Below are 13068 nucleotides of genomic sequence, written 5' to 3'. Positions count from 1 at the left end.
GCCTTGCCTGAATGGGCAGCCCCTGTGGCGGCCAGCGCTCCTGGCCACGCGATCACGGCACCGGGGCTGTGATTCGAATTTTTTCAACCACCCACCCTTTCACACCACCACCGCCATGCACGCAAACCTGATCGCCGGCAACTGGACCGAAGGCGTCCGCACGTACCAGAACACCAACCCCTCCGACACGCGCGACGTGATCGGCGACTACGCCGTGGCCAGCCGCGAGCAGGCGCTGGAGGCTGTGGCCGCAGCGCACGCGGCCTTTCCGGCATGGAGCCTGTCCACGCCCCAGCAGCGCTTTGACATCCTGGACGCGGTGGGCAACGAGATCATCGCCCGCAAGGCCGAGCTGGGCGACCTGCTGGCCCGCGAAGAAGGTAAGACCCTGCCCGAAGCGATTGGCGAAGTGGGCCGCGCCGCCGCCATCTTCAAGTTCTTTGCCGGCGAGGCGCTGCGCCCCGGTGGCGAGATGATCCCGTCCGTGCGCCCTGGCGTGGGCATTGAGATCACACGCGAGCCGCTGGGCACCATCGGCATCATCACGCCGTGGAACTTCCCCATCGCCATCCCGGCCTGGAAGATCGCGCCCGCATTGGCCTACGGCAACACGGTGGTGTTCAAGCCCGCCGAGGTGGTGCCCGGCTCCGCCTGGGCGCTGGCAGACATCCTGCACCGCGCAGGGCTGCCTGCCGGTGTGTTCAACCTGGTCATGGGCCGGGGCTCGGATGTGGGCGCCGTGCTGCTGGAAGACGAGCGCATTGCGGGCGTGAGCTTTACCGGCTCCGTCGGCACGGGCCAGCGCGTGGCAGCGGCCTGCGTGCCACGTGGCGCCAAGGTGCAGCTGGAGATGGGCGGCAAGAACCCGTTTGTGGTGCTGGACGACGCCGACCTGAACGTTGCTGTGGGCGCCGCCATCAACAGCGGGTTCTTCTCCACCGGCCAGCGCTGCACCGCCAGCAGTCGCTTGATCGTGACCGAAGGCATCCACGACCGCTTCGTGGCCGCCATGGTCGAGAAAATGAAGACCCTGAAGGTGGATGACGCGCGCAAGGCCGGCACCGACATCGGCCCCGTGGTGGACGACCGCCAACTCGCACAAGACCTGGAATACATCGGCATCGGCCAGCAAGAGGGCGCCAAGCTCGCCTACGGGGGCGAAGCGCTGGAGAAGAACGCCGACGGTGCGCCCGGCTTCTACCTGCGACCCGCACTGTTCACCGAGACCACACCCGGCATGCGCATCAACCGCGAAGAGATCTTTGGCCCCGTGGTAAGCGTATTGCGCGCCAAGAACTACGAAGAGGCCCTGGCCCTGGCCAACGACACGCCCTTCGGCCTGGCCAGCGGCATCGCCACCACCAGCCTCAAGCACGCCACGCACTTCAAGCGCCACGCGCAAGCCGGCATGGTGATGGTGAACCTGCCCACGGCGGGCGTGGACTACCACGTGCCGTTCGGCGGCCGCAAGGGCAGCAGCTACGGCCCGCGCGAGCAGGGGCGCTACGCGGCCGAGTTCTACACCACGGTGAAGACCGCGTACACGCAGGCCTGAGGCGGGCGCGACACAAGCCAGCGCCCGCGACGCCACTCCAGCCCCGGAGTGGCGGGGCCAGGCGCCTGCACCGCTCTGCGCGCACGAGCACCGCACAGGTCATTCGCCAACGGTTTTTCAGCCGAATCGGCCGCAAGCGCTAGTGAACCATTTGCCGATAGCTATCATTTGTATAGCAACAACAATTTGGCTGCTCTGCGCCGCTGATTCCGGCCACGACGGCAGCCGCTATCATCGCGCCCCATGACCGCCCTCCGAACCTTCTCTGCGCTGCGCCTGTGGGTGCTCGCATGGTTCGTGGCGTCGATGGGGGTGGCCATTGCCTCGCCGCTGGTGCACCCCCAGGCCTTTGAGGTGATCTGCTCGGGCGCGGGCACCATCAAGCTGCTGGTGCAGACCGACGATGGCACCGTTGAAATGGGCGCAATGGGCATGGACTGCCCGCTGTGCTTCACCCCCAGCGCCCCGCCCCCCACACCGGTCGCCGCCGTGCTGCCGCCCCACCCCCTGGCCCATGCGCTGCAGCCCGTCGAGGCGGCCCGCATTGCGGCTGCCACTGCAGCCCCCCTGCCCGCACGCGGGCCCCCATCGCGCTCTTGATCTGAAGCTTGTTGGCAGCGCCCGGTACCTGGTGGTCGGGTGCTGACTTGTTCCCGCTGGTTTCCAGATGGCGCAGCCCTGCGTGCACCCCACGCGGGCGTGGCTGCGCTGTCGCTTCAAGACAAGAGCGTTTTCATGTCCCGTATTTCCTTTGCTTCGCGCAGCGCTGCGGCCTCGCCGCGCCTGCCCCTTTCCCCTCTGTGCCTGGGCGTACTTGCCACCTGCGCACTGTCGTCTGTCGCAGCCCATGCACAGACCAACACCCCACCCACAATGCAGGCCGTGGATGTGGTCGATGCCGCCGCATCCCCGAATGGCAAGCTCGGTCTCGACACGCCCGTGGACACCGGCAGCCGCCTGGGCCTGACAGCGCGCGAGAACCCGGCCTCCGTCACTGTGGTGGACCGCGCCACCATCGACGCACGCGGCGCGCAGGACACGCAGGAGATCCTGCGCGCCGTGCCGGGCGTGGTGGCACACAACGCACCTGGTTCGATGTCTGCGCACTACCGGGGCTTCACCAGCAACTCCGTGGCACAGCTCTACAACGGCATCAATCCGCAATATGGCAGCGCAACGCGCGCGGTCGATGCCTGGATCTACGACCGCGTGGAGGCCATCGGCGGCGCGTCGAGTTTTCTGTACGGCTCGGGCGGCTTGGGTGGCTCCATCAACTACATCACCAAGACCGCTGAACGCAGCGACTTCGCCGAGGGTCAGCTGCGCCTGGGCTCCTACGACATGAAGGAAGTGTCGGTGGGCCTGAACCGCCGCATCGCGGGCGGAGATGGCAGCGCAGGCCCCGCGCACTACGCGCGCATCGACCTCAATCACCGCGACGCGGGCAGCTGGACCGAGGGCACCAAAACCCAGTCCACCCAGCTCGCGACCTCGCTGCTGTCGGACCTGGGCGGCGGCTTCAGCCACACGCTGGCCTACGAATACCAGAAGGACCATGTGGACCGCCCCTACTGGGGCACGCCGGTGCTGAACCCCGCCGTGGGCGCGCTGCATATCGACCCCGCCACGCGCTTCAAGAACTACAACAGCGCCGACGGCATGTACGAACACCGCGTGCAGTGGCTGCGCTCGGTGGCGCAGTGGCGCGCGTCGGATGCATTGCAGCTCAAGAATACGTTCTATGTTTACGACGCCCTGCGCGACTACCGCAACGTGGAGATCTACACCTTCAACGCTGCCAATACGACGGTCACGCGCACATCCCCGCTGTTGCAACGCCACGATCAACAGCTGGTGGGCGACCGGCTGGAGGGCACCTACCAGGGCCAGCTCGCAGGCCGAAAGAGCGACTGGGCCTTTGGCCTCGATGTCAGCGTAAACAAGCAGACGCGCTTCCCCTTCGGCCCCTCGGTCACCGTGAGCACGGTCAACCCCTACCACTTCTCCACCGAGAACTTCTTCGACATTCCCGGCATGTCACCCGTCCTGAACCCTGACAAGGACAACAAGATCGCCAACACGGCGTTGTACCTGGAAAACCGCACGGCCGTGGTGCCTGGCTTGAATCTGATCACCGCACTGCGGCACGAGCGCATCGATCTCGACCTGGTGAACCGCCGCGCCGTCACAGCCACCGCGCCCGCCACTTTCAGCCGCAGCTACAGCCCCACCACCGGCCGCCTGGGCGTGGTGTGGGACATTGCGCCCGGCGCCAACCTGTATGCACAGGCCTCCAACGCGGCCGACCCACCATCGGGCTCGCTGGCCTCGGCCTCGTTTTCCGATGTGCGCAACAACAGCGAACTGACCACGGGCCGCCAAATCGAGGTGGGCAGCAAGTTCGACTTCTGGGACGGCAAGGGCAGCGCCACGGTGGCGGCGTTTGACATCCGCCGCAAGAACATCGCCTCGCAAGACCCGTCCAACCCCAACCTCACGGTGCTGGTGGGCGAGCAGTCGTCCAAGGGCATCGAGCTGTCGGCTGGCATTCGGCCCACGCCGCAATGGCAGTTGCAGGGCAACCTGGCGCTGACCCGCGCGCGGTACGAGAACTTTGTGCAGGGCGGTGTCTCGCGCGCCGGCAATGTGCCCCAACTGGTTCCGCAGCAGGTGGCCAACCTGTGGGCCTCGTACGCGATCACGCCCACCGTCACGGCCAGCGTGGGCGTGCGCCATGTGGGCAAGGTGTACGGCAACGCCGCCAACACCAAGTTCTGGCCGTCATACACGCTTCTCGACCTGGGCCTGGCCTGGAAGGTCAACAAGACCACCACGCTCACCACCCGCGTGCGCAACGCCACCGACCGCATCTACGCGGCCGAGACGCGCGACCAGGTCTACCTGGGCGCACCGCGCACGCTGGACGTGACGCTGCACACCGCGTTCTGACGCAGGCGGAGCACCGGACATGCCACACGCCAAACGCTGGCTGTACCTCGTCCACCGCTGGCTGGGCGTGTTGCTATGCGCCTTCTTCGCCATGTGGTTCGTCTCGGGCGTGGTGATGATGTACGTGGGCTACCCCAAGCTCACGCAGGCCGAGCGCCTTGCCCATCTGCCGCCCCTGCGCAGCACCATGCTGGGCCCCGAGCGCCTGCTGGAACCCGCCGATGCCCTGCAGCGCGCGGGCCTGGTAGGCCCGCTGCAGGACCTGCGGCTGGCAGTGGCCACCGGCGGACGCGCCGTGTACCTCGTGGTGCCCGCAGTACCCACCGGCGACGCCGCGCCACGCCCGCGCAGGGCACCTGCGCCTGCGGTCATCGACGCCATCACCGGCGAGCGGTTGCAGCGTGTGGACGCCACGCACGCCATCGCCTCGGCCCGCGCCTTTGCACAGGAAGCTAACCCGTCCATCGACTACGAGGGCACCATCGACGAAGACGCCTTCACCCACTCGCGCGCGCTCGACGTGCACCGCCCCCTGCACCGCCTGCACCTGGGCGACAGCGCGGGCACCGTGGTCTATGTGTCGGGCAGCACGGGCGAGGTGGTGCGCGATGCGCCGCTGCAGGAGCGCGCCTGGAACTACGCAGGCGCCTGGATCCACTGGCTCTACCCCTTCCGGGGCAATGTCTTCAACGGCTACTGGACGGACATCGTCAACTGGCTGTCCATTGCGGGCATCGTGCTCACGCTGACGGGCACCGTGGTGGGTGTGCTGCGCTGGCGCTTCCAGGGCCGGTACAAGACCGGTTCGCGCACGCCCTACCGGGGTTTCATGATGCGCTGGCACCATGTGTTCGGGCTGGTGTTTGCGCTGATCACATTCACCTGGATCTTCAGCGGCCTCATGTCCATGAACCCATGGAAGATTTTTGACAGCGGCGCCGCGCCACTGCGCCAGCAGGCCATGAATGGCGGGCCCCTGCAAGTGCCCGCGCTGGCAGCAGCGGTGCAAGCCTTGCTCTCTGCGGCGTCGCCCAACACCCGTGAACTGCGGTGGGTGCGCCATGCCGGCCACACGCTGGTGCTGGCCCACAGCCCCACAGGCGCCCCGACGGTGCTGGACGCCATCACCGCCGCCGCGCACGTGTGGGCCCCGGGTGCTGTGGCCGAAGCCGCCGCGCGCCTGTTGCCCCACGCGGTGGTGCGCACCGACACCCTGACCGCCTACGATCTGCACTACTACGACCGCGCTGCCCACACCATGACTGGCGGCGCCGAGAAGCCTTTGCCCGCGCTGCGCGTGGTGTTCGACGACCCGCACGCCACCTGGGTGCACATCGACCCGCACACAGGCGCCGTACTGGGCCGCACCGACAGCCACCGCCGCACGAGCCGCTGGCTGTTTGCCATGCTGCACAGCTTGGACTGGCTGCCGCTGCTGGAGCGCAGACCGCTCTGGGATGTGATGCTCATCGCGCTGAGCCTGGGTGGGGCGGTGATGAGCGTGACAGGCGTCATACTGGGGTGGCGCAGGCTGGGTACGAAACTGCAAGGACCGCAGTGGCGCAGCAGCCGCTAGTGACCAGCGCGCAGTGCGCGCCTATGATGGCTATCGTTGCGCTTGGAAAACTTTTGCCCATGACGGCCCCTAAACCGCCCTCCGCCACCGCCCCCGAGCGTTCTGCCACCAGCAGTGCGGCACCGCACCTCAAGCGGCCATCCAACCTGCCTTTGCGTGCCATGGTGACATGGGGTACGGCCTTGGTCTTGATCATGGCCTGGGGTACGGTGGCTCTTCTTATGGATGTGTCACGGCGCGATGCCATGAACGCGCAGGTTCGCCAGAACAGCAATCTCGCGCTGAGCCTGGGCGAACAGACCGTACGGGTGATGGCGGCCGTAGACCAGGCGACCCTTCGCATGCGTGACACTGTGCTGGCCAACGACTTTGAAAAGGCAGACTTCACGCGGTTCGCCAACGAGACCGGGCTTGCCCCCTTGATCCTGACTCAGCTCTCACTGGTCGGCTCCGACGGCCGGTTCGTTGGAAGCAACATCGACCCCACCGGCGAGAAAACGGGTCACGTTGACCTGTCCGAGCGTGAGCATGTGCAAGTGCACATCCATCCCTCCGCGTCGGAGGCGGTCCGTCTGCAGCAGACGCCTAGCGGACTGTTTGTGGGCAAGCCCGTGATTGGGAAGGTGTCCGGCAAGGCCACCATCCAGTTGTCGCGCAAGATTCAGGACGCTGGCGGTGGCGTAGCCGGCGTGATTGTTGCCTCCGTGAACCCCGGTTACTTTGAGGACGTCTATCGCGGAGTTCAATTGGGGCGAACTGGTGTAGTGACACTTATCGGAAACGACCGCACCATCCGTGCAAGAGTGATGGGCGGGCAGAGTGTCGGAATGGGAAGTGTGGTGCCGCGCAGTCCCGACAACAATGCAGAAGAACGCGGCCCCAGCGGCAACTACGTGCGCTCCAGCGGCCTCGACGGTATCGAACGCATCTATGCCTACAGCCGTGTAGGCACCTACCCTCTGATGGTGGTGGTGGCCACAAGCACCGAGGAGGCTTTGCAGGAGTGGCGCGCCAGCCGCAACATCGCACTGTTCACCATGGCCCTGTTCAGCGCTGCACTGGCGGGTGCAGCGCTGATCTTTGTGCGCAGCGTGCGCCAGTTGGAGAGCACCAACACCGCACTGCGCATCAGCGAGGCCGAGGCCCGCTCGGCCAGCCAGGCCAAAAGCGAGTTCCTGGCCGCCGTCTCGCACGAGTTGCGCACGCCCCTCACCAGTATCCGCGGCTTCGCAGAACTGATGGAGCTACGGCTGGAGCAGCCCCGCTTCAAGGAACAGGCCAGCCTGATCCGCAAGGCGGCAGACCACTTGAACGCCCTGCTCACCGAGATCCTGGACCTGGCCAAGGTGGAAGCAGGTGCCATGCCCCACATGCCCACCGAACAGAACGTGACCGAGATTGTTCAGTCCACCGCCGACTTCTTTGCCGTCACGGCCGCCAACAAGAACCTGACGCTCCATGTGCGCATTGCCCCTGACGCCCCCCATACTTTGATGTGCGACGGACTGCGGCTCAAGCAGGTGCTCAACAACCTGCTGTCCAACGCCATGAAATTTACGACCGCAGGCTCGGTCACCATCGAAGTGGACGCCAGCAACGACGCCGTCCGCTTTCATGTGGTGGACACCGGCCCGGGCATTCCGGCGCACCTGCACGAGACGATCTTCGAGAAATTCCGCCAGGGCGACGACCGGGTGAGCTACCAGCACGGTGGCACCGGCCTGGGGCTGGCATTGTCGCGGGCGTTGGCGGTGCTGATGGGGGGCACGCTCACGCTGTCATCCGCAGAAGGCCAAGGCGCGCGCTTTACGCTGACCCTGCCGCGCAACCCGGGCACTGAGCCTCAGTAAGCAGGTTCGTGCTGGTGGGGCCTACGGCGTTGCGGAGTCAGTGCCGGCTGCGCAACGTACGGCTGAGCATAATCACCGGCACCAGCCCGACCGCCACCAGCGCCAGTGATGGCAAAGCCGCTTCGCCCAGGCGCTCGTCGCGGGCCAGCTGGTAGGCCACCACGGCCAGGGTGTCGCTGTTGAAGGGGCGCAGCACCATGGTGGCGGGCAGCTCCTTCATCACATCCACAAACACCAGCAGCGCTGCGGCGGCGGTAGAGCGCTTGAGCAGCGGCCAGTGCACGCGTGCCAGCAGGCCTGCGCTGCCCATGCCCAGCATGCGAGCAGAGTCGTCCAGGCTGGGCGGAATCCGCGCGTAGCCGCTCTGAATGGATTGCAGGGCGACTGCACAAAACCGCACCAAGTAGGCCCACACAATGCCAAAGGCCGTGGCCGTGACCAGCGCGCCCACACCCCACTGCGGCATGGCCGCCTGCAGCCAGCCCACGGGCAACAACAGCCCCACCACGATGACGGCGCCCGGCACGGCATAACCCACGCTGGCCAGCTGCACCACGCCACGCGTGATGGCGTCGGGCTGGCGGCGCACCGCAAAAGCCAGGGTGAGCGCGATGGCGACGGCCAGCGCCGCAGTGATGCATCCTAAGCGCACGCTGTGCCAGGCCCATTCCATGAACCGCTCCCACGGCAGCACCGACCAGTCGGCCGCCAGCGGCCGCAGCATGAAGACCACCGGGGCGACAAAACCCATGACCACCGGCACCGTACAGACCGCCCAGGCGGCCCACCGGCGCGCACCATGCAGCCGCAGCGGCTGCGCCTCGGCCGAGCCTGCGCGCCCGCCGCCGGTGGCAAAACGTATGCGCTTTTGCGCGCGGTGCTCCAGGTGCAGCAGCGCCATCACCACCACCAGCAGCATGGTCGCCAACTGCGCGGCGGCAAGGCGGTTGTCCATGGACAGCCAGGCCTTGTAGATACCCGTGGTGAAGGTCTGGATGCCGAAGTAGCTGGCCACGCCAAAGTCGGCCAGGGTTTCCATCAGCACCAGCGCCACGCCAGCCGCCACGGCCGGGCGTGCCAGCGGCAGGGCCACGGCGCGGATGCGGCGCGGCAGCGGTGCACCCAGCAGGCGTGCGGCCTCCATGAGGTGAGCAGCACGCTCACCCAGCGCCGTACGCGCCAGCAGGTACACGTAGGGGTAGAGCGAGAAGATGAACACCCACACCGCGCCGCCCAGGCTGCGCACCTCGGGCAGCAGGCGGCCTTCCAGGCCGAAGGTGTTGCGCAGGCCCACCTGCAGCGGGCCGCTGAACTGCAGAAAGTCGGTGTAGGCGTAGGCCGTCACGTAGGCGGGCATCGCCAGCGGCAACAGCAGCAGCCATTCAAAGGTGCGGCGGCCCGGAAAGTCGAACAGCGTGACGGCCGCCGCCGCCAGCGTGCCCACCACGGCCGCGCCCAACGCTACCAGCACGCTGAGCCACAGCGTGGTCCACACATAGCCGGGCAGCACCGTGGCCGCCATTTCGCGCAGGATGGCGCCCGTCTGCGCATCGCCCTGCCCGGTGGGCGAGAACGGCAGCCACGACGCCAGCACTGCCAGCACCGGCAAGGCCAGAAAGCCTGCAAACAGGATCAGCGGGATGCTGCGAAAGACAGAAGACGGCGTGCGGCGCAAGGCGATGGGCTCGGCAGAGGAAAGAAAGCGCACACCTGCCGAAAGGCATGGGCACCGCAGCACCCAGGAATGCAAATGCGAATTTTAAGCATTCACTCCACCCCGCCTAAAATGCACAGATATGTTTCTTGAGGTCTCCCAACTCGAAGTGCACTACGCAGGCCGCGCACAGGCCGCCGTGCAAGGCGTCACGCTCAGCCTGAAAGCGGGTGACATCGGCGTGCTGATCGGCCCCTCCGGCTGCGGCAAGACCACCCTGCTGCGCGCCGTGGCCGGGCTGGAGCCCGTGACGGGGGGCGAGATCCGACTCACCAAAAGTGTGGTCAGCAGCGCCCGCCTGAGCGTGCCACCCGAGCTGCGCCGTATCGGCATGGTGTTCCAGGACTACGCGCTGTTCCCGCACCTGTCGGTGGGCCGCAATGTGGCGTTTGGCATCCACCAGTTGCCCAAGGCCGAGCAGGCCGCGCGGGTGGCCGAGGTGCTGCAGCTGGTGGGCCTGACGGGCAGCGAGCACCGCTACCCGCACGAACTCTCTGGCGGCCAGCAGCAGCGTGTGGCGCTGGCGCGTGCGCTGGCGCCGCGTCCCCAGCTCATGCTGCTGGACGAGCCGTTTTCCAACCTCGACGTGGACCTGCGCGAGCGCCTGGCACACGAGGTGCGCGGCATTCTCAAGGCCGCAGGCGCCACGGCGCTGTTTGTGACGCACGACCAGTTCGAGGCGTTTGCCATCGGCGATGTGATCGGCGTGATGAACGAAGGCCACCTGCACCAGTGGGACGATGCCTACACCCTGTACCACCGCCCCGCCACGCGGTTTGTGGCCGACTTCATCGGCCACGGCGTGTTTGCCCCCGCCACGCTGGTGCAGCGCGACAACAACGTGGTGGCCCAAACACCTTTGGGCGACCTGACCGACCTGGATGAGTGCCCCCTGCCCAGCAGCTACCCCGCGGGTGAATGTGATGTGCTGCTGCGCGCCGACGACATCGTGCACGACGACCACGCGCCCGTGCAAGCGCAAATCGTACGCAAGTCGTTCCGGGGGTCGGAGTTTCTGTACACCCTGCGCCTGGCCAGTGGCCACACGGTGCTGGCCCATGTGCCCAGCCACCACGACCACGCGCTGGGCGAGTGGATCGGCATCCGTGCCCAGGTGGACCACGTGGTGACGTTTCCGCGTGGCTGAGGCGGTGTTGGGATCAAAATCGGCCGGATGCGCCAGTCGAATATGCCTGAATAGCTATTGAATCAATAGCAACTACCCTTCCGCTCACGACTTGCCTTTGCGCTGCAGGCCTTCCAGCCCGTTCAGGTCCACCTGCGACATCAGGCCCCGCAGCTCTTTCACGCCGATCTTGTCGCCCTCGATGCTGACCACAAGGCCGTTCTTCAGGATGGTCTTGAACTCTGCGTGGCTGCCATCCTTGTCGTAGCGCTGGTGCAGCGTGCGACCACCTTCCTGCCAGGTCTTTTCGGCGCTGGTCTGGTCTTCTTTCTCGCCCTGCGCCATGCCCATGGCCATCACCGCCATCTGCCCCAGGCCGCCCACGTCCACGATCTCCAGGCGCAGCTGCTTGTCGTCGTTACCGTATTGCGCGCTGGCCTGGCTGGTGGGCAAGCCCAGGGCGGCACCGTCCTGCACATCAAAACCCGTGCGGGGCAGGCCCGCCAGCTTCTCGGGCAGAGCCGCCTTGAGCGACTGGGCCGCAATGGCCTGACCACCACCCAGCACACCCGCAGCGGCCTTGGCGGCATCGCCCGTGGCGGCTGCGATGGCGGCCGGATCCTGGCTCTTCTGGGCCTCTTCCATCTTGCGGGCGGCTTCTTCCATCTTCTTGCCGGCAGCTTCCAGACCGGCGGTGTCGATGGACACCTTGCCACCGGGCGTGTTCATGGTGATGGCAGGGGCTTCGGCACCGCCAAACAGCGCACCGCTGCGCGGCATGAACAGCGCACTGACGGCACCGATGACCACACCCATCACGATGGCCGCAATGATGACCACCACCGTGTAGCCCACCGACTTTTCGGGCGCACTGCGCATGAGCACAGGCAGGCCGGTGTAGAGCAGGTAGATGGAGTACACCGCCGCCAGCAGGCCCAGCATGGCCAGCGATGGCAGCAGGCTGAACACTCCGCCCAGCAGGGCGGCCGTGCTGGCGTACACCGCCACCTTCTGTGCCTGGATGGCGTTCTTTTGCCCGCCGAAGGTGGGCGCCAGCGCATCGATGATGAAACCGAGCACCAGCAAGCCCACCAGGCTCAACCCGTATGACACGACCATGTTCACCAGCCCGGAGACAAAAGGCACGCGGATGGTGACCCCAAAACCGCCAAAGCCGATCAGCGACATGCCGATGAAACCGCAGACCGCCGGAATGGCGGCCAGGATCATGGCGTAGCGGGTGAACAGGGTGGCGGTGTCGGTGGCCTCCGCATCGATGGTGGCCCAGGCCTCTTTGGGTTGCAGAAGAATGCTTTTGGCGCGTTCAATCAGGTTCATGGTGCCCTCCCGGCAGTGTGCAAAGGCCTGCGATGACCCGCAGGCAAATGGAAAGCGCGGACGATACGGGACATTGCGCCGGGCAGACCACCTAGACGGCCACCTGCAGGGCCCAAAGCGTGGAATATGCACGCTTTTGCCGCACAAAGACAGCTCGTTGGGAACCCAGGGCCCGGAACCTGTGTGCGTTCTCAGGCCTTGCGCAGTTGATCGACCGTGTCGTGCAGGTGCTGCGTCCAGGTGCGGCGGTCGCGCTCGCCTGCCAGCTCGGGCGGGCCGTAGTGCACCACGGCCTCGATGGGCGGGGCGCTGAGCGTGCGCCAAATCGAGCCCACCAGGGTTTCGTCGCCGATGTAGCTCGGCGCAAAACTGGTGGCGCCCGTGGCCTTGTCGGCAAAGCGCAGGCCTACGGGCTGCACGGGCGCCTTTGCAGCCACGGCGGCCTGCAGCAGGTTGGCGTGGAAGGGCAGCATCTCGCGCCCGTCGCCCGTGGTGCCTTCGGGGAACACGGCCAGCACCTCGCCGCGCTCCAGCGACTCCTGCATCGAGCGCACCATGCGCAGCGCATCGCGGCGCGAGCTGCGTTCGATGTAGAGCGTGCCCGCCGCCGTGGCCAGGGTGCCGATCAGCGGCCAGGCCTGCACGTCGGACTTGGAGACAAAGCGGCAGTGCCGCGCCGCGTGCATCACCGGGATGTCGAGCCACGAGATGTGGTTGGCCACCAGCATCACCGGGCCAGTCACCGGGGGCTGCCCCAGGATGCGCAGGCTGATGCCCGCATGGGCCAGCAGCTCCAGCGACCACACCTGCACGCGGGCGTGTTGCTGGTCCGGCGACAGCGACGGAAACCGCAGCGCCACAATCCACAGGCCCTTGGCGATGTGACCCAGCAGCCGCAAGAGGCGCCAGCTGGCGCGCAGGAACTTCACGGCCGGGCCTCGCTATCGCAGCGTCGCGCCG

General features: G+C 66.8%; 9 protein-coding genes. 6 read left to right on the top strand and 3 right to left on the bottom strand.

Annotated features, from left to right (window positions below):
- Positions 1 to 115 precede the first annotated feature (115 nt).
- From ATF69_RS16855 to ATF69_RS16835, 5 genes are all read left to right on the top strand, one after another.
- A complete protein-coding gene (locus ATF69_RS16855; protein ID WP_146871691.1) occupies positions 116 to 1555 on the top strand; it encodes an aldehyde dehydrogenase family protein in 1440 nt (479 codons plus the stop codon).
- Between the two features lie 243 nt (positions 1556 to 1798).
- Positions 1799 to 2155 carry a DUF2946 family protein gene (locus ATF69_RS16850; protein ID WP_146871690.1) on the top strand — a complete coding sequence of 119 codons (357 nt, stop codon included), beginning with the start codon at positions 1799 to 1801 and terminating at the stop codon, positions 2153 to 2155.
- Positions 2156 to 2290: 135 nt separating this feature from the next.
- Positions 2291 to 4504 carry a TonB-dependent receptor gene (locus tag ATF69_RS16845; protein WP_167514364.1) on the top strand — a complete coding sequence of 738 codons (2214 nt, stop codon included), beginning with the start codon at positions 2291 to 2293 and terminating at the stop codon, positions 4502 to 4504.
- Positions 4505 to 4523: 19 nt separating this feature from the next.
- A complete protein-coding gene (locus ATF69_RS16840) occupies positions 4524 to 6080 on the top strand; it encodes a PepSY-associated TM helix domain-containing protein (protein ID WP_146871689.1) in 1557 nt (518 codons plus the stop codon).
- Between the two features lie 59 nt (positions 6081 to 6139).
- On the top strand, positions 6140 to 7930 hold the full coding sequence (locus ATF69_RS16835; protein WP_244303752.1) for a sensor histidine kinase: 1791 nt from the start codon (positions 6140 to 6142) through the stop codon (positions 7928 to 7930).
- A 37-nt stretch (positions 7931 to 7967) separates the two neighbouring features.
- Here the strand turns inward: ATF69_RS16835 and ATF69_RS16830 are convergent, their stop codons facing one another.
- Positions 7968 to 9605, bottom strand: a complete 1638-nt coding sequence (locus tag ATF69_RS16830; protein WP_146871796.1) for an ABC transporter permease — start codon at positions 9603 to 9605, stop codon at positions 7968 to 7970.
- Positions 9606 to 9726: 121 nt separating this feature from the next.
- Here ATF69_RS16830 and ATF69_RS16825 point away from each other — a divergent pair, with 121 nt between their 5' ends.
- The gene (locus ATF69_RS16825) at positions 9727 to 10791 is read left to right on the top strand and encodes an ABC transporter ATP-binding protein (RefSeq protein ID WP_108497565.1); all 1065 of its coding nucleotides are present in this window, start codon (positions 9727 to 9729) and stop codon (positions 10789 to 10791) included.
- A gap of 84 nt (positions 10792 to 10875) precedes the next feature.
- On the opposite strand, the gene ATF69_RS16820 is transcribed toward ATF69_RS16825, so the two are convergent.
- Both ATF69_RS16820 and ATF69_RS16815 read right to left on the bottom strand, forming a co-directional pair.
- On the bottom strand, positions 10876 to 12108 hold the full coding sequence (locus ATF69_RS16820) for a Yip1 family protein (RefSeq protein WP_146871688.1): 1233 nt from the start codon (positions 12106 to 12108) through the stop codon (positions 10876 to 10878).
- A 191-nt stretch (positions 12109 to 12299) separates the two neighbouring features.
- Complete coding sequence (locus ATF69_RS16815; protein ID WP_146871687.1) at positions 12300 to 13037, bottom strand: lysophospholipid acyltransferase family protein; 738 nt, start codon at positions 13035 to 13037, stop codon at positions 12300 to 12302.
- Positions 13038 to 13068 lie beyond the last annotated feature (31 nt).

This window comes from Acidovorax delafieldii (assembly GCF_007993815.1).
Classification (GTDB): domain Bacteria; phylum Pseudomonadota; class Gammaproteobacteria; order Burkholderiales; family Burkholderiaceae_C; genus Acidovorax; species Acidovorax delafieldii.
This window is presented reverse-complemented; position numbering and strand designations above follow the sequence as displayed.